Below are 15270 nucleotides of genomic sequence, written 5' to 3' on the forward strand. Positions count from 1 at the left end.
GACATGAGTGGAAACCTGTACCGGGGCCAGGCCGGCCTGCCCTTTTCCTCGTCCCTGCGCATTTACGAACCACTTGCGGCTTTTCCTCCCGAGCAGCAGCGCCAACTCGTGGCCGAAGGCAGCAGAATAAGTTCCCGGGCCGCCGTCGAGAACGCGGAACTCCAAGCCTCGCTGGGACGCATCACGCGCTCCGGCGGCGATCCGTTCCCCACCGGACGGACGGACCTGGTGCGCATGACGCGCGTCCCCGTTGGGCGGCACGCCGCCACCGAAAATGATGAGGACGACGCCGGTCGCTTGCTTTATTGCCCCAGCCAACTGGTGATTCGGGCGGGTTTGGCGGCCAATGCGCTCATGGATGGCGTGCACAGCCCGCTGGCTGATCTGCTCATTCCTGTCTCGCAGCGCGACAAGCATCAGGTGCGGATCGATCGGATCAATGCCGGAGAGGACGCCAAACGGGTCCACACCCGGGCCTCCACCTGGGGAATCCCGTTCAGTTGGTTCTCGCTGTTTGCCGAGTCGGACCGCAAGGACGTGGTGGAGTCCGAAGGACGGATCCTCACCGTGCGGGTATGGACGCCGCTGACTGAAGCCTTGGAACGCGCCCGCTTCGCCGTGGCCCACCTGGCGTTGGCCGCTCCGGACCTGGACATGCTTGATGACCTGACCCAGCTCACTGAGTGGCTCGAACTGTTCCATGTGCAGTCCATGGTGGAGTTGGACTACGGCGCCGTGGCGGACAAGGTCTACCCTGACGACTCCCCCATGGATGTGCGCCTGGGCATTGAGTGCCTGGCCGAGGGCGATATGACGGGAGCGGCAGCTGCCTACCGGCGCCTGGCCTCCCGGTGGATTCCCATCCGGCAATTGGCGCGGGCTTCGTAGCTCCCGGCTTGCTTGTCGCTAGCTCGGGCTGGTGGTGAATTTTCCGTTCGGGGGCGCTGTGGTCTCGCGGATGATCAGCTGGTGCGGCGCCACTTCCGAACGCACGGCGCCGGGTGTGCCGTCGAGTTCGTCCAACAGCATCTTGGTAGCCAGCTCGGCCTGGTTGTCCGGCCGCTGGCCCACGGTGGTCAGGCCCAGCGAGGACGAAAAATCGTGATCGTCAATGCCGATCACCGAGAGGTCCTGCGGCACCCGGACACCGTGCCTGCCTGCCTCGAAAATCACGCCCATGGCCATCTCGTCCGAGGAACAGAAAATCGCCGTGGGCTTGCGGCCGGGCTGGCTCCAAAGGCGGTTGAAGGCCTGCTGTCCGCTGGCAACGGTGAAGTCGCCCCACTGGTCCCACTCGGGACGTACTTCCAGGCCGGCGTCGGACATGACTTCCTGGAAGGCGCGGATACGCACGCGGGGAACGTCGAAGTTCAGGTCCGTTTCGTCGTCGCCGTGCAGCAGGGCGATGTCCTTATGTCCCAGGTCCAGCAGGTGCTTCACCGCGGTGGACGCGGCGTCGTAGTCGTTGATGCCGATGTATGGGCAATCTTCCACGTGGCCACCCACCACCACCAGGGGAATGTCGATCTTGTGGAGGTGCTCCAACTCATCCGGGGTCAGGGACATGCAGAGCACCAGCAAGGCATCGATCTGCTTGTACACCATGGTGGAGCTGAACAGCCGCTCGCGGTTGCTGCCGTGGCCACCAAGGTTGAAGAGGGAAAGGTTGTACTTCCGCGAATGCAACTCGCGGTCTGCGCCTTCGATGGCCTTGGAGAAAAACCACCTGCTGACAAAAGGAGCGAGGACGCCGATGGTGCGGGTGCGGCCCGTCGCCAGCCCGGAAGCCGACGACGACGCCACATACCCCAACGAACTTGCTACTTCCAGAATCTTCTCGCGGGTCGCAGGAGAGACCCGCGGCAGTCCCCGCACCGCCCGCGAGACGGTCGCCGTCGAGACGCCCGCTGCTGCGGCAACGTCCTCGATGCTGACGCCGGCATGGCCTCCACGTTGGGACCGCTCGTTCGTCTTTGCCACTCAAGCCCCCTTTTTGGTGCATGCCGAAAGCCGAGGGCTCGTTCCCGGACGGCACGTTCCAGCCTATTCCGCCTGCCCACCGTTCGCCGACTTAGCGCAGGTTGTTTCGACGCCGGTCAGCTGGTTTGTCTGTCTTAGGCCTTTCAGCCAACCCGGCGCGTAGTACGGCGGGGCAGCTTGCTGCGCAAGCGAAGCATGCCCCAGAGAGCGAGAACCACTGCAAGGAGACCCAGCGCCCAGCCCAGGGCAGGCTGGCCGGTAACCTCCATCGAGACGGTGGCTACCAGGAGCACCAGGCCCCAGAAAGCCAGGAAACCGATGATGATGTCGAAGTCTTCCGCAGACCTCACCCGTTTATTACCCGAATCGGGTTTTGTTGCGGGTGAGGCCCGCCGTCGATTGTCGGAACCACTCACTTGACTGCACCTGCCGTGAGGCCGGCCACGATCTTGCGCTGGAAGATCAGCACGAGGACCACCAATGGAATGGTCACCACGGTACCGGCGGCCATGACTGCCGTGTACGGTTCCTGGTGCGGCTGTGCGCCGGCAAAGTAGGCGATTGCTACCGTGACGGTTTTGGTTGAATCATTCGACAGCTGGCTGGCGATGAGGAATTCATTCCAAGAGGCGATGAAGGCCAGGATTGCCGTGGTGAACGTTGCCGGGGCAGCCAGCGGAAGGATCACTTTCCGGAAAGCCTGTCCCTGCGTGCAGCCATCGATCCTTGCGGCTTCTTCGAGTTCCCACGGCATTTCACGGAAGAACGATGTCAGCGTGTAGACCGTCAGCGGAAGCACGAAGGAGATGTTCGGAATGATCAGCGCCTGGTAGGTGCCGAACCAGCCGATGTTGGTGAACAACTGGAACAGCGGGGTGACCAAGGCGACGCCGGGGAACATTGAAGCGCCCAGGATGAAGCCGAGGACCACGAACTTGAACCGGAAATTCAACCGGGCCAGTGCGTATGCGGCGAACACGCCGACCAGCAGGGCCACCACCGTCGTCACAGCGCCAACGATGAGGCTGTTCAGCAGGTTGCGGCCGAAGTGGTTGCCCAGGCTCTCGTCGAACACCGTGGCGAAGTTGTCCCACGTGATGTGCGTAAAGAACGGTGTGGTGTCGAACGTGTATCCGACGTCGCGGAAGGCCGTGACCAGCATCCAGTAGAAGGGTGCCATGCACCAGATGAGGATGATGACTGCGCTGATGTAGGTGCGCAGTGATCCCCAGTTGAACGGGCGCTTCGCGTGTGCGGCCGGGGTGGTGGAAGTCTTCGAAGCTGTGGCTGTGCTCATCTCACTTCGCCTTTCCGGAAGATGTGGCTGCGTCCACGGCATTGGCTCCGAGGAATCGTACGAAGATAAAGGCCACAAGGAAGATCACCAGGAATGTGATGGTCGATAGCGCCGCCGCCGTATTGAACCCTTGCCTGATTTGCTGGACCACCAGGATGGACAGCGTTGTGGTGCCGTTCGCACCCTGGGTCATGATGGCCGGGAGGTCGTACATGCGCAGGGCGTCCAGCACACGGAACAGGATGGCCACCATCAGCGCCGGCTTCACCAGCGGAAGCGTGATCAAGCGGAACCGCTGCCACGTTGACGCACCGTCAACCTTGGCGGCTTCGTAGACCTCGTCGGGAATCAATTGCAGGCCTGCCAGGATCAGGAGCGCCATGAAGGGCGTGGTCTTCCAGACGTCGGCAATGATGATCGCCCACTTGGCCGGCCACTCCGAACCAGTCCACAGGATCTGGGTTCCGAACAGCTTGTTGGCGATGCCTTCGAAGGCGAAGATGAAGAACCAGAGCTTGGCGGTCACGGCCGTGGGGATGGCCCACGGCACCAGGACAGCTGCACGGATCAGGCTGCGGCCGCGGAAGGCGCGGGCCATGATGATTGCCATCCAGAAGCCAAGAACTGTTTCAAATGCCACGGTGACAACCGTGAAGAAGAACGTAGTGCCCATGGAGTCCCAGAACTGGGCTCCGAGTGTTCCCGGCGGGCAGGCAACCGAGCCGCCACCGGGTGCCGTGCATTGCTGCAGCAACCAGTGCGTGTAGTTTTCAAATCCGGCCGGACCACCTTCAGAGAAGAAGCCTGTTGCGGGGTCGAGGCCGGAGTCCTTCTGGAAGGACATGATGATTGCGTTGAGCACCGGGTAGATGATCACAACCGCCAGCAGAATGAGCGATGGCGCCAGGAGTGTGTACGCCCAGCGTCCCTGCGTGAGTTGCTTCCGATCGGCGCTTTCGCGACTCGGCATCGTATGTCCGGCAGCCGCCGTCGCGTCTGGTTTTTGTAGTTCTGTTGACATGTCAAGACTCCTGTCAGGGAGAAGGCCGTGGCCGGCAGTCCGGCTGCCCGCCCCTCAGGGACAGGCAGCCGGACTGAAGCCCGGGTGGTTACTTAGCTCCGGCCGACTCAATAGCCGCTTGCATGTCGGAGATTGCCGCGTCCACGGTCTTCTCTCCCTTGAGGGCGGCGTAGGCGTTGTCCTGCACAGCCTTGGTGACGGCGGGGTAGAACGGGGTCACGGGGCGCGGAACCGCGTTCTCGATGGACGTCTTCAGCACCGGCAGGTACGGCAGCTTGGTTACGAGTTCCTGATCGTCGTACAGCTTGGTCAGGACAGGAGCCAAGGAGCCCTGCGTGGCGTAGAAGCGCTGGGTTTCTTCGCTGGTGATGTACTTGATGAAGTCAGCAACCGTTGCCTTGTTCTTGGAGTAGACGCTCATGGCGATGTTGTGGCCACCCAGCGAGGAGGCACCGGGGCCGTCCTTGCCCGGGAGGGGTGCCATCTTGAACGTGTCCTTCACAGTGGACGAACCATCGGTCTTTGCCAGGTTGTACACGTAGGGCCAGTTGCGGTGGAAGAGGAGCTTGCCGGCCTCAAACGCCTGGCGTCCCTGCTCTTCCTGGAAGGTGATTGCTTCCGTGGGGATGTTGCCATCCTTGTATGCGTTCACCAGGTTGGTGAGGCCGGCTTTGGCTTCACTTGAATTCACGGCTGCCTTGCCGGAATCATCGACGATCTTGCCGCCTGCAGAGTTGATGGCTTCGGCCGCGTTCACGGTGAGGCCTTCGTACTTCTGGAACTGGCCGGCGTAGCAGCCAATGTTGTTCTGCTTGGCGATGTCGCACATCTTCATCATCTCGTCCCACGTCTTGGGCGGGTTGGGCACCAAGTCGCCGCGGTAGTAGAGGATGCCACCGTCCGAGCTCTGCGGAGCTGCGTAGAGGGTGTTGTTGTACGTGGCGCTCTTGACCGTGGACTCGAGCATGCCGTCCGTGGAGATTGCGGTCTTGTCCTTGAGCGGCTGCAGCCAGCCCTTGGCTGCAAACTCAGCAACCCAGATCAGGTCTACGCTCATGACGTCGTAGTTGGCGTTCTTGGCCTGGAAGTTCTGGACCAGGTCATCGTGCTGCTGGTCGGCCTGGTCGGACTGCTCCTTGAACGTAACCTTCTCGTTCGGGTGCGCCGCGTTCCACTTTTCGATGAGCGGCCGGACAACGTTGCTGTTGTCCTTGCCTTGGACGTAGGTGATCGGCCCGCGGCCGTCAAGGTTGTTGGCTGCGTCGCCGCTGGCACCTCCGGAACTGGTGCCGCCGCCACCCCCGCCGCCACCACAGGCGGTCAGGGACAGAGCCAGGACTCCGGCGACAGCTGCCGGAAGCAGGAACTTTTTGGATTTCATGCTGGGAACTCCTCGGTGAGTGGACCAGGTTTTTCCGCGGTGCGGTTGATGTGGTGAGGCTCACAATAGTCACGACATGAAGCAAAATGCAAGCGCTTACACGCGCCGTAACCACAACGATACAAAGTAGCCTGATAATTTCCGCTTTCAGGCCTGCGGGAGGGCTGTTTTTAAGGGCGATGCGGGGCCCTTGCGGACCGACTTGCAGTGACCTCGATTTGTTTGCCCAGTATTACCTATGGAACAGTGGGAAGTGTGGATGAACTCGAAGCATTGCAGACCATTGGACGGCTCATCAAAGAGGAGCGCCTCGCCCAAGGTCTCAGCCAAGTGCAGTTGGCCAAGCAGGCAGGAACTGCCATCAAGACAGTGCGCACGCTGGAGTCAGGCACGCGCCGCACGCAGGAAATCAACCAGCGCAAGCTCGAGCATGCCCTGGGCTGGCGGGCCGGAGCGGTGTCCGAGGTCCTCAAAGGAAAATCGAACTTCGCACCGGACATGATCACGCCGGACGACATGCGCTCCAGCGACGACTCACGGCAGGGTCCACCCCGCGTTGCCGTTCCGGCAGCCCCGGTGGCCCGTGCTTCGCACCTCTCGGATGAGGAACTCCTCGCAGAGCTCACCTACCGGATGATGCACCGCAACAGGGGCTGAATGGCCTAAGCGCCCGCTTGGCGCCTGACCATTTCATTGATCCAGATGGGCGCAAACGGGGACGTACAGTTTGGCGGCGTCGGATAGTCCTTCAGCACTTCCAAACGCTCCCCAATGTTCAGTGCCCGGGACCGGAACTCCGCGTGTTCAATACCGACTTGCGCGAGGCAGGTATTCATCGCCCACTGCAAGCGGTCCGGAGCGCCCTTCATTTCCGCCTCAATAGTGTCCAGCAGTTTCGCCAGGTCCAGGCCTTCCGGCTTTTTGACCACACGTTCCGAGGTCAGGGCCCACCCGGCGCTCGCCACCACGGGATCAGGGTCAGCAAACCATGCCACCCTCAGATCCTCGACGTGGGGACTCTTCTTGACCACATAGTTCACCAGCCAGTCGTGCACCTTGGGCGTCCGGGCCTCCCGAAGCATGCCATCGAGTTCGTCGTGCCCGAACGCCTTGGGGCGGCAGATCAGGACTGACAGGAGGCGCGCAGCAGTGTCGCTAGTGGCCCACAGTTCCCGGGCAAGATCCGGCTGCACCTTGAGCCGTTTGGCGATAGCCCGAAGTTTGCCGAGGTTCACCCCGTGATCATCGCCGTGCTTCTCATTTACCTCGCGGGCGCGGGGATCCTCCAGGGCAGCAAGCTCCGCCATGAGGCCGCCCACGGACGGGTCCAGCACATTTGATCCAGCCATTACCTTCTCCTGCCTGTCAGTTGGCAGCGACTATTTTCCGCCCTTGAGCAGCCCGGCGACCAGCATCGTCACCGGACCCGTTCGGCCTTGGTGAACCGGGATCGCGCCCCGGAGACCATGTGGACAAGCACTGGCGTCTTCTGGCCGATGACCAGATCCAGTGCTTCAACCAGTTGCGAGACCTCAGCTGCAAGGAGGTGCGGGGCAACACCTTGCCGAGGTTGAATCCGAATGCGAAGACCTGGCCGGCCCCTGAATTCGTACGTCGCTACCGACGCCCCGGCAAGGTCGGTTCTCTCGGCCAACGCGGCTCTCAGCGCTTGCTCAGCCACGCCACCTCCGATCCTGACTTCGCCGTCGACGTCGCTGTCGTCATCACTGGATACCAGGAGGTTGGCCCGTCCCTTGCCCTGCTGTGACAGCCAGGCAATCATGGCGACGATGATGGCCACCAGGACCGCTCCTGCCACGATCCACAGCCAGCTCTCTTCCCGGCCGGGGAAACGCGTCTGCCTGAAGGCGTTTTCCGCTCCGGTCCAGACCCCGGCAGACCACCCATGCCACCAGGAAGCCACCGCCGGGACGGTAGCCAGCAGTACAAGCAAAAGACCTACGGCCAGGAGTTTTATCCCGATAATGAACAGCAATACCCGGTTCAGGGCCCGTGGTGTCCCGTTCATGCCCCGATCACCCCTGACGAGGCCAGGTTGACCCGCACAGTGGGCATGGGGACCGGCGACATTTCCTCAAGTTCAGCCTGCACCGCTGTAAGCACTGCTTCCTGGCTCACCCGGCTTCCCGACGTCGGCCGCACGTTGACTGCCACCATCTGACGGGAGACCACCACCATTACCTGCTCCTGGGTAACATTGGCAGCCGTCCGCGCACGACGGGCCAGCGCAGAGGCCAGCACTTCGTCATCAACTACGACGGCGGTACGCGGGTCCCGGAGTAAATGGCGCGCGCGCCTTCCCGGCAACACAGCCTGAAGGAAGAAGAAAAGGCCCACCATGGCGATCACGGCACCGCTGGCCCCGAGCAGGAGCGACGAGATGCCCTCCGGAAGGGCGATGATCCGTTCCGCAGCTGTGGTGGGATCAACCAGCCAAGGCGGCTGGCCGACAGCCCGGACCCCTGCCTCCAGCAACGCATACACGCAGAGGACGATCACCAGCACCGCAGCGATGACGGAGGCGGCGGCCCGCGATGAATGGGTCTCGCGACGGAGAATCCGGCTCATTTCCGGATCTTCACCTGCCACCGGTGAGGCGCCGTGGTCCGGGCCGACGGCCAAGAACTTCTCTGTTTCCTGATCCTGTGTCATCGAACCCGGCCTCCCTCCCTGACGTGGGCCCCGCTGATCCTGATGTCCACCCTGCTGAGCCGGGAACCGCTGAGCCGGGTGACCGACTCCAGGACGCTGGCCTTGGCCGCCACCGCACGGTCCCAAATGGATCCCCCAAAACCTTGGACACGTCTGGGATCCCGCAGCACTTCAGTTAAAGCGGGCACGCTGATGGGTGCGACGATCGACAAAGCCAGCAGGCCGTCGTCGTCCGTCCAATCTGCGCGGATGTCACTGGCCTCAACACCGAGCGCCTCGGCGGCAGCGGCGCGGGCCAGGGAAGTCAAAGCCTGGGTACTGATCCGGTTGTGGCCGGCCAGGCTGGTGGTGTAGTCCACAGCCTCAGCCACGCTCATGACGAAGAGCGCCGGCCCGTAATGGCGTCAATGACGCTTCGGAGATCCAGTTTTCCGTCAGCGGCCCGCCCCAAAAGTGCTCCGATCCCCATGAAAAGCAGCGAGATCACGAAGCCCCACAGCCCGAACGAGAACGACATGAACGCCACGAAGGCTCCGATCGCGATCCCCACCACGGTCATGCTCACTGGAGTGCCTCCCTTTCAACCACGACGGTCTTGGCTCCGGGCTGTTTGGCTGGCGGGGCAATGAAGACGTCGGTGATCTCGATGTTCACTTCAATGACCTGCAGGCCCACGAGTTCTTCGACCGCCCGGTACACGGCAGCCCGAACCTGGTTGGCGACGCCATGCAAAGGATGGCCGTACAGCGCCAGCAGCGTGATATCCACGGCCACCTGGGTTTCGCCCACCTCGGCGCGGACACCCGCGGCGTGGTCTGAACTGCCGACGGCGTCACGGATCGCGCCGAGCGCCCGGGAAGGGCCGGACCCCAAGGAATAGACGCCGGGCACAGTGCGGGCAGCGATGCCCGCCACCTTCGCCACTGCTGCCTCGGAGATGATGGTGCGTCCGGTACCGGGGATTTCAACCCCGGGTACAGGATCCGGCTGCACGTTCTGGACTTCCATGGAGCACTCCCCTTCTCTTGAATACCACCCTAGCGTCTAGCCACGACGCTTTGGAGACAAGGGGTGCAGCGCGCCGGGAGGGCGTGCGGCTGTGAGGCTAGGAGCAGTTCTTCTCCGTCCACACCTGGATGGGCTTCATCAGTTCCTCGAACTGGCCGTCGCCATACTTGCTGAAGTCCGATCCCGCTGACTCCGTGAAGGTCCTGAGCTTCTCGAACGACGGCTTCAGCTCTTCCGGTACCTTGCCCTGCATCTTGGACAGCTCGTCCTTGGCTTTCTGGATGTCTTCGGGATTCCCGCCGGTCATGGCAGCCAAGGGGAGGATGGTGACGCTGAGCATGCTGGCGCTTACGGACAGGCAGGCCTCCGACATGGACGTGAACTGGCCATAAACACCGCCGGTTCCCGTTGTTGCGTCCGCGCTGGGGGCAGTTGCCGAGGCCGAGCTTGAACCCACCTCGGCAGCAGGTGCCTCGGACGACGCCGCAGGCGTGTTCTGTGCGGCAGGCGACGGTGAAGAGCAAGCGCTCAGCGTCAACATTGCGACGAGACCGGCAGCGGCTGCGAAACGACTGGAAATGGACATGCGTGAGCGTTTCAAGGTGACCATGATTTCCCCCAAGTGGATGCGTGCGAAGACAAGCTAGCGAGCCAAGAATACTTCGACCGCCGGTTTGAGGCCAGAGAGGACGAGTTATCCACAAGAGCCAATTCCAGGCTGGGAGACGGCTGAATGCCACGCCTAGACTGGCCGACACACCACTTGAAACAGCTGTTGGGGAGCTAGCCATGTCACGCCTTTCGTCTGCCTTTTTGTCGTCCCTTCTGGCCGCTTTGCTCCTTAGTGGTTGCCAAGGCGGGTCACCGGGTGCGGGCCCCTCGGAGACAAGCACGACGACGGCGTCGCCCACCTTGAGCGTCTCGTCTCCGGCGACTTCGGCTACTTCGGGCACCCCGGGTGCTTACAAACCCGCTGATGCGAAGGGGAAGGCACAGAATGTGCCGGTTCCCGTGATGCCTGAGCTGGCGAGGGAGAACTCAAAGGCGGGGTTGGAGGCGTTTATTGGGTACTGGTACGCGACCTACTCTTACGCGACTGAGACGGGTGATCTCGAACCGTGGCTACAGACCACCGATACTTCGAACACGCTTGCGGCCACCTATAAGAAGGCCCTTGAACGAAATTACTCCGATGGGAGGTGGATGGTCGGGGGACAGATCTCGACGCCAGTTATTGAAGTCAACTGGACAGAGGATGCGACTACCCAGGAGGCCAAAGTCCAGGTCATTCAAAGCGGAATCCAGTACTTCAACGCCGATGGCACTCAAGGCAGGGAGACTACCCCCTCCTCGAACATTGCTGAGGCGGTCTTTGTGAGATTCACGGGCGGCTCGTGGATGGTCGTAAACAATGGACTGATTGTTGGCTGACGATGAAGGTCATACGTGTTGGACTGCTTCTGGCACTTCTTATTCACGCCATCTGTGGGAGTCCCCTTTCCGCATATTCTGCAAGTGATGACGGAGGCCAACTCAGTGTCGGGCGCGGCGAAACCGCGCTGACAGTCGGCGGCACGTTTATCTTTAACCCCGAAACCGGCACATCCACCCCGAGGGCCGGCACCTCGCCCGCCACGGAGGATCCGAACCAGTACATGGCCGATACCCACTGCCGTGCCGATGGGCCAGACACCAAAGACCCAGGCTGCGACGTCTTGACCTGCCCGCCGAAAACACCCGGCGGCCAAGAAGGCACCCCCGTCATCTGGAAAGAAGCCCCCAAAGCAATCACCAACCCCGGCTGGACCGACTGGATCCCCATCACCGGCCCGACCTGCCTCTACGACCCCCAACCCGACAACACCCTCGCCAACATCGCCGCCCGCATCCTCAACGACTTCCGCCAACTCCCCATCAACCCAGGAACCCTCCAAGCCCAACCCTTCCCCCACACCCTCAAAGGAGGACCCACCAACTTCTACACCACCGCCACCGCCCAAACCTTCGACCTCACCATCCTCGGACAGGCCGTTCATCTCACCGCCACGCCCACCAACCACACCTACACCTTCGGCGACGGCACCACCCTCGGACCCACACCCGCCACCGGATACCCCATCCCCAACACCGAATGGCTCACCAACCAAACCCGCACCAGCCACGCCTACACAGACACCGGCAACTACCCCGCCACCGCCACCACCACCTTCACCGGCACCTACTCCGTCAACAACGGCCCACCCCTACCCATCAACGGAACCCTCACCCTGACCACACCAGCGATCACCATCCAGGTCTGGAAAACACAACGAGCCCTCGTCGCCGACACCTGCGACCAAAACCCCAACTCCTGGGGCTGCCCCGGAACAGAACCCGGCTAAGGGAAACAATTCAAGAGGCCGGATTCTCCAGCATCGGAAAACGTATCGGGCGGGATTCAGGGACCGCCTGCCCCAGGCGCTCCAATGTGTCCCTCGCCAAGGCGACATCGTTGACGCATATTCCGTCTACTCCCAGTCCGACCGCTTCAGTGATTTGCTCCGAAGTGGTCAGCGTCCACGGAAACACTTTCAAGCCGACAGCGTGGGCCGTGGCCACAAGTTGAAGGTGACCAGGACCCAGGATTACGCGCGGACGTTCCTTCCCGGCGGCGACCAGGAACTTGCGAAGGCCGCCACCAAGATCATGAACGAGAAGGCTGACGTCAGGGAAACCCTCACCGGGCTAAAAAGCGCATTGGAAGCGATCTATACAAAGGACGTGAAGCCGAAGCTCAAGTCCTAGGAAACAGCAGGCGACGTCGGCACCCGGCTGGGTACCGACGTCGCCTTTTAAACAGTGTTAAAGAAGAAAAGCACCAGTTCCGAAGAACTGATGCTTCCCAGTGGTGGCTCCGACCGGCGTCGATCCGGTGACCTTTCGATTTTCAGTCGAACGCTCTACCAACTGAGCTACAGAGCCTAGGTGACATGTCACCTTGAGAACCGAATTTCTTCGGCGCTCAGAGCGACCCTGACGGGACTTGAACCCGCGACCTCCGCCGTGACAGGGCGGCGCGCTAACCAACTGCGCTACAGGGCCTTGCGTTTGCAGTATCTCTACCGCGTTTTTTTCAAGGCTTCTAGCTTACCAGACTTTTTTCATCCGATTTACCACTTCCTTGCGTACCCCCAACGGGATTCGAACCCGTGCCGCCGCCGTGAAAGGGCGGTGTCCTAGGCCGCTAGACGATGGGGGCCTGAACTCAATTCGGATTTTGCAAAGAAAAGGGACGCTTTACGCGTTCTTTCCGTGTCTCGCTCGTCCGAACTGGACTCTAAAACTTTAGAGCATAGATAGCGATATTCCCAAATCGAGGTCTGCGGGCCTTCGAAGACCCCTCGGGCGTCCATCGCAAGCCACCCCCAAACATTGGCAGGATCTTGTCCTGACGCGTCCGAAAACCGCCAGCCCTCCTGGCCGATGCCCGGATAGATTTGGCACATGACAACCACTTCCCCGGCCGAACCCGGCCAGCCAACCCCCGGCATGCCCCCGCGCACCACCCCCGCGCCCGGAGCTGCCATCAGCAAAACCGGCATAGCGGCCGTCATCATCACCGTGGTCCTTTGGGCTTCGGCCTTCGTGGGCATCCGGGCTGTCGGCCCCAGCTTCTCCCCCGGCTCCCTGACGCTGGGACGGTTGGCGGTTGCCGCCGTCGTGCTTGGGATCGTAGTGCTGCCGACGCTGAAAGTCTGGCCAAAGGGCCGGGAATGGCTGCCGATCGTGGCTTACGGGGTGATGTGGTTCGGCGGCTACAACGTCGCCTTGAACGCCGCAGAACACATGCTCGACGCCGGCACCAGCGCCATGCTGATCAACGTCTCACCCATCCTCATCGCCATTCTGGCCGGAATCTTCCTGAAGGAGGGCTTCCCGAGGTGGCTGCTGATCGGCAGCGGCGTAGCTTTCTGCGGCGTCGCGATGATCGCCTTGGGTTCGGGGCAGCGTTCGACGGCGGACGTGGCCGGGGTGCTGTTGTGCCTCCTTGCCGCTGTGCTCGCCTCAGTAAGCGCGATCCTGCAGAAGCCCGTACTCCGGAAGTTCACGGCAGGCCAGGCAACCTGGTTCGGCATCATGGTTGGTGCTGTCTGCTGCCTGCCGTGGACGGGTCAATTGGTCGCAGAGGTTCAAGCCGCACCCCTTCCGGCAACGCTCGGCCTGGTGTACTTGGGCATCTTCCCCACCGCCATCGCCTTCACTACCTGGGCTTACGCGCTCTCACTGATCTCGGCCGGAAAACTGGCAGCCACAACCTACTTGGTCCCGGGCACGACAATTCTGATCTCCTGGGCGGTCCTGCAGGAAGTCCCCACCATCTGGGGGCTGATCGGTGGCGTGGTGTGCCTGGTGGGCGTTGGACTCACGCGTCGCCGGACGCGCTGACCCTGGCCCTAGCGGGCCATCTCCGCCAGGAGCTCGCGGTGCGTGGGCGGATTGGCGCCCGGACGCCCCACCGTAATGGCCGCAGCCATCGATGCGATGTTCCCGATCCGTTCAAGCACTGTTGGCGCAAGTCCGTCGCTGCCGCGCAGCAAGAGGCCCATGATGAGTGCGGACATGTACGAATCACCGGCGCCGATGGTGTCGGCCACGGTGGACGGGACGGCGCGGACTCGGATCTGTATATGGCGGGTGGCCATAAGTGAACCCCTCGCGCCTTCCGTCATGACCGCCAAAGTGGTTCCGAGCGCCAGCAGATGGCTTGCGATATCCTCCAGGGCCTTGCCCGGATAAAGCCAGTGGGCATCCGAGGCACTCATCCTGACGACATCCGTCAACGGCACTATCTCCTCAAACAATCCGAGCGCCTCGTGGTGGCTGCCCAGGAGATCGGTGCGGATGTTGGGATCGTAGGTGACCATGGGACCACCCTGCGCCTGCTCCAGCAGACTCCGGACCACCCCGGCCCCGGGCTCAAGGAACGTGGCGATGGAACCGGTGTGAAGGATCCGCGGCGCGTACGGGAGGGCAAGGGGCGCCAGGGCCCACTCAATGTCGAAGGTGTACGCGGCCGAGCCGTCGGCAGCTATCCGGGCCGTCGCCGTCGCGGTCTTTCCCATCGATTGGGAGCCGGGCAACAGCACCACGCCAGCGCTCTGGAGGTGCGCGGCAATTGCGTCACCGCGCTGGTCCCTGCCGATCGCCGTCAAAAGGCCGGCCTTCACATCCAACCGGCCCAGCCCATAAGCAACGTTGGTGGGCGAGCCGCCGGGGTATTCGGCCTGCCCGTCGGGCGACTGCACGATGTCGATCAACGCCTCACCCACAACGACGACGTCGAGGGGTTCAGACAAGGGGGAAGCGGTGGAAGTCATGCGGTTCCTGTGTCTATCGGAAAGGGACTGAGTTCAGTATCCCCTATCGCGCAGGGCGCCAATACTGCCGCGGGAGACTAAAGTCGAGTCATGCCCGCGAATCTTCCTCCCGGACTTCCTATCGTTCCCGACGGCGAGCGCCCCTTTTCGCGGTTGCCGGAGCCTGGCGCCGCGCACCGCCCTTCCTTCCGGATGTCCCCTGAGGATTTTGAGGAAGCAGTCAGCGATGCTTTGCAGCTGATTCCGGCCAAGGCCGCCCGCGCCATGGACAATGTGGCGATTTTCATAGAGGACGATTACACCCCGCAGCCCGGCGAAGATCCGGACACCGTACTGCTGGGATTGTACGAGGGCGTCCCGTTGACCGAACGCGACTCCTGGTGGGATGCCGGCTCCCTGCCGGACCGGATCACCATTTTTCGACAACCTATTTTGAACATCTGTGGCAGCCGGCAGGAAGTCATTGACGAGGTAGCCATCACGGTGGTCCACGAGATCGCGCACCACTTCGGGATAGACGACGACCGCCTGCATGAGCTCGGCTGGGGCTAGC

The 15270-nt window shown here is 62.2% G+C and carries 21 protein-coding genes and 3 tRNA genes; 7 read left to right on the forward strand and 17 right to left on the reverse strand.

The genetic code is table 11. The annotated features are described in order from the left end of the window. Positions 1-3 precede the first annotated feature (3 nt). On the forward strand, positions 4-888 hold the full coding sequence (locus tag AB0N72_RS14785; protein ID WP_363931121.1) for a hypothetical protein: 885 nt from the start codon (positions 4-6) through the stop codon (positions 886-888). 18 nt (positions 889-906) lie between these two features. Here AB0N72_RS14785 and AB0N72_RS14790 read toward each other — a convergent pair whose 3' ends face one another. The 5 genes from AB0N72_RS14790 to AB0N72_RS14810 form a co-directional block, all read right to left on the reverse strand. Continuing rightward, positions 907-1980: a LacI family DNA-binding transcriptional regulator gene (locus AB0N72_RS14790; protein ID WP_363931122.1), complete on the reverse strand. Its 1074-nt coding sequence runs from the start codon at positions 1978-1980 to the stop codon at positions 907-909. Between the two features lie 143 nt (positions 1981-2123). After that, positions 2124-2396, reverse strand: coding sequence for a hypothetical protein (locus AB0N72_RS14795; protein WP_363931123.1), 273 nt, complete (start codon positions 2394-2396; stop codon positions 2124-2126). Further along, positions 2393-3277: a carbohydrate ABC transporter permease gene (locus tag AB0N72_RS14800; RefSeq protein ID WP_363931124.1), complete on the reverse strand. Its 885-nt coding sequence runs from the start codon at positions 3275-3277 to the stop codon at positions 2393-2395. The genes AB0N72_RS14795 and AB0N72_RS14800 overlap by 4 nt, the downstream gene beginning before the upstream one ends. 1 nt (position 3278) lies before the next feature. Next, positions 3279-4247 (reverse strand): sugar ABC transporter permease, encoded by a 969-nt coding sequence (locus AB0N72_RS14805; protein WP_281450644.1) that lies wholly within the window; start codon positions 4245-4247, stop codon positions 3279-3281. A 139-nt stretch (positions 4248-4386) separates the two neighbouring features. Then, positions 4387-5679, reverse strand: a complete 1293-nt coding sequence (locus AB0N72_RS14810; protein WP_363931125.1) for an ABC transporter substrate-binding protein — start codon at positions 5677-5679, stop codon at positions 4387-4389. Between the two features lie 255 nt (positions 5680-5934). Here AB0N72_RS14810 and AB0N72_RS14815 point away from each other — a divergent pair, with 255 nt between their 5' ends. Then, a complete protein-coding gene (locus AB0N72_RS14815) occupies positions 5935-6336 on the forward strand; it encodes a helix-turn-helix transcriptional regulator (protein WP_363931126.1) in 402 nt (133 codons plus the stop codon). Positions 6337-6341: 5 nt separating this feature from the next. Here AB0N72_RS14815 and AB0N72_RS14820 read toward each other — a convergent pair whose 3' ends face one another. The 7 genes from AB0N72_RS14820 to AB0N72_RS14850 form a co-directional block, all read right to left on the reverse strand. Further along, positions 6342-7028 (reverse strand): DNA alkylation repair protein, encoded by a 687-nt coding sequence (locus tag AB0N72_RS14820; RefSeq protein WP_363931127.1) that lies wholly within the window; start codon positions 7026-7028, stop codon positions 6342-6344. A gap of 68 nt (positions 7029-7096) precedes the next feature. Then, entirely contained in the window at positions 7097-7708 is a 612-nt protein-coding gene (locus AB0N72_RS14825; protein ID WP_363931128.1) for a hypothetical protein, read from the reverse strand. After that, on the reverse strand, positions 7705-8352 hold the full coding sequence (locus tag AB0N72_RS14830) for a DUF6286 domain-containing protein (protein WP_363931129.1): 648 nt from the start codon (positions 8350-8352) through the stop codon (positions 7705-7707). The genes AB0N72_RS14825 and AB0N72_RS14830 overlap by 4 nt, the downstream gene beginning before the upstream one ends. Further along, positions 8349-8729 carry a hypothetical protein gene (locus tag AB0N72_RS14835; protein ID WP_363931130.1) on the reverse strand — a complete coding sequence of 127 codons (381 nt, stop codon included), beginning with the start codon at positions 8727-8729 and terminating at the stop codon, positions 8349-8351. Before AB0N72_RS14835 ends, AB0N72_RS14830 begins: the two co-directional genes overlap by 4 nt. Next, entirely contained in the window at positions 8726-8917 is a 192-nt protein-coding gene (locus AB0N72_RS14840; protein WP_363931132.1) for a hypothetical protein, read from the reverse strand. Before AB0N72_RS14840 ends, AB0N72_RS14835 begins: the two co-directional genes overlap by 4 nt. Continuing rightward, on the reverse strand, positions 8914-9360 hold the full coding sequence (locus AB0N72_RS14845; RefSeq protein WP_363931134.1) for an Asp23/Gls24 family envelope stress response protein: 447 nt from the start codon (positions 9358-9360) through the stop codon (positions 8914-8916). The genes AB0N72_RS14840 and AB0N72_RS14845 overlap by 4 nt, the downstream gene beginning before the upstream one ends. A gap of 97 nt (positions 9361-9457) precedes the next feature. Then, the gene (locus tag AB0N72_RS14850; protein WP_363931135.1) at positions 9458-9946 is read right to left on the reverse strand and encodes a hypothetical protein; all 489 of its coding nucleotides are present in this window, start codon (positions 9944-9946) and stop codon (positions 9458-9460) included. Between the two features lie 203 nt (positions 9947-10149). On the opposite strand from AB0N72_RS14850, the gene AB0N72_RS14855 reads away from it, so the two are divergent. Together AB0N72_RS14855 and AB0N72_RS14860 are read left to right on the forward strand one after the other, a co-directional pair. Further along, entirely contained in the window at positions 10150-10791 is a 642-nt protein-coding gene (locus AB0N72_RS14855) for a DUF6318 family protein (RefSeq protein WP_363931136.1), read from the forward strand. 224 nt (positions 10792-11015) lie between these two features. Then, positions 11016-11741, forward strand: coding sequence for a hypothetical protein (locus AB0N72_RS14860; RefSeq protein WP_363931137.1), 726 nt, complete (start codon positions 11016-11018; stop codon positions 11739-11741). Positions 11742-11751: 10 nt separating this feature from the next. On the opposite strand, the gene AB0N72_RS14865 is transcribed toward AB0N72_RS14860, so the two are convergent. Continuing rightward, entirely contained in the window at positions 11752-11958 is a 207-nt protein-coding gene (locus tag AB0N72_RS14865; RefSeq protein WP_363931138.1) for a glycerophosphodiester phosphodiesterase family protein, read from the reverse strand. 9 nt (positions 11959-11967) lie between these two features. Between AB0N72_RS14865 and AB0N72_RS14870 the strand changes: the two genes are divergently transcribed. Next, positions 11968-12144, forward strand: coding sequence for a hypothetical protein (locus AB0N72_RS14870; protein WP_363931139.1), 177 nt, complete (start codon positions 11968-11970; stop codon positions 12142-12144). 101 nt (positions 12145-12245) lie between these two features. Here AB0N72_RS14870 and AB0N72_RS14875 read toward each other — a convergent pair. The 3 genes from AB0N72_RS14875 to AB0N72_RS14885 all read right to left on the reverse strand — a co-directional run bounded on the left by AB0N72_RS14875 (position 12246) and on the right by AB0N72_RS14885 (position 12598). Beyond that, positions 12246-12321 (reverse strand) — tRNA-Phe (locus AB0N72_RS14875). A 46-nt stretch (positions 12322-12367) separates the two neighbouring features. Further along, a tRNA-Asp gene (locus tag AB0N72_RS14880) sits at positions 12368-12441 on the reverse strand. An 84-nt stretch (positions 12442-12525) separates the two neighbouring features. Beyond that, positions 12526-12598, reverse strand: a tRNA-Glu gene (locus tag AB0N72_RS14885). A gap of 245 nt (positions 12599-12843) precedes the next feature. On the opposite strand from AB0N72_RS14885, the gene AB0N72_RS14890 reads away from it, so the two are divergent. Next, on the forward strand, positions 12844-13785 hold the full coding sequence (locus AB0N72_RS14890) for a DMT family transporter (RefSeq protein WP_363931140.1): 942 nt from the start codon (positions 12844-12846) through the stop codon (positions 13783-13785). Positions 13786-13793: 8 nt separating this feature from the next. On the opposite strand, the gene AB0N72_RS14895 is transcribed toward AB0N72_RS14890, so the two are convergent. Beyond that, complete coding sequence (locus AB0N72_RS14895) at positions 13794-14717, reverse strand: PfkB family carbohydrate kinase (RefSeq protein ID WP_363931141.1); 924 nt, start codon at positions 14715-14717, stop codon at positions 13794-13796. Positions 14718-14807: 90 nt separating this feature from the next. On the opposite strand from AB0N72_RS14895, the gene AB0N72_RS14900 reads away from it, so the two are divergent. After that, positions 14808-15269 (forward strand): metallopeptidase family protein, encoded by a 462-nt coding sequence (locus AB0N72_RS14900; RefSeq protein ID WP_363931142.1) that lies wholly within the window; start codon positions 14808-14810, stop codon positions 15267-15269. Position 15270: the final 1 nt, after the last annotated feature.

The organism is Paenarthrobacter sp. NPDC089307 (genome assembly GCF_040685055.1).
GTDB lineage: Bacteria > Actinomycetota > Actinomycetes > Actinomycetales > Micrococcaceae > Arthrobacter.

Coding starts and splice junctions, on each gene's coding strand:
- AB0N72_RS14825 (WP_363931128.1), bottom strand. CDS start 7,708: ATGAACGGGACACCACGGGCCCTGAACCGGGTATTGCTGTTCATTATC.
- AB0N72_RS14890 (WP_363931140.1), top strand. CDS start 12,844: ATGACAACCACTTCCCCGGCCGAACCCGGCCAGCCAACCCCCGGCATG.
- AB0N72_RS14895 (WP_363931141.1), bottom strand. CDS start 14,717: ATGACTTCCACCGCTTCCCCCTTGTCTGAACCCCTCGACGTCGTCGTT.
- AB0N72_RS14810 (WP_363931125.1), bottom strand. CDS start 5,679: ATGAAATCCAAAAAGTTCCTGCTTCCGGCAGCTGTCGCCGGAGTCCTG.
- AB0N72_RS14860 (WP_363931137.1), top strand. CDS start 11,016: ATGGCCGATACCCACTGCCGTGCCGATGGGCCAGACACCAAAGACCCA.
- AB0N72_RS14805 (WP_281450644.1), bottom strand. CDS start 4,247: ATGCCGAGTCGCGAAAGCGCCGATCGGAAGCAACTCACGCAGGGACGC.
- AB0N72_RS14830 (WP_363931129.1), bottom strand. CDS start 8,352: ATGACACAGGATCAGGAAACAGAGAAGTTCTTGGCCGTCGGCCCGGAC.
- AB0N72_RS14845 (WP_363931134.1), bottom strand. CDS start 9,360: ATGGAAGTCCAGAACGTGCAGCCGGATCCTGTACCCGGGGTTGAAATC.
- AB0N72_RS14785 (WP_363931121.1), top strand. CDS start 4: ATGAGTGGAAACCTGTACCGGGGCCAGGCCGGCCTGCCCTTTTCCTCG.
- AB0N72_RS14820 (WP_363931127.1), bottom strand. CDS start 7,028: ATGGCTGGATCAAATGTGCTGGACCCGTCCGTGGGCGGCCTCATGGCG.
- AB0N72_RS14855 (WP_363931136.1), top strand. CDS start 10,150: ATGTCACGCCTTTCGTCTGCCTTTTTGTCGTCCCTTCTGGCCGCTTTG.
- AB0N72_RS14835 (WP_363931130.1), bottom strand. CDS start 8,729: ATGAGCGTGGCTGAGGCTGTGGACTACACCACCAGCCTGGCCGGCCAC.
- AB0N72_RS14850 (WP_363931135.1), bottom strand. CDS start 9,946: ATGTCCATTTCCAGTCGTTTCGCAGCCGCTGCCGGTCTCGTCGCAATG.
- AB0N72_RS14900 (WP_363931142.1), top strand. CDS start 14,808: ATGCCCGCGAATCTTCCTCCCGGACTTCCTATCGTTCCCGACGGCGAG.
- AB0N72_RS14800 (WP_363931124.1), bottom strand. CDS start 3,277: ATGAGCACAGCCACAGCTTCGAAGACTTCCACCACCCCGGCCGCACAC.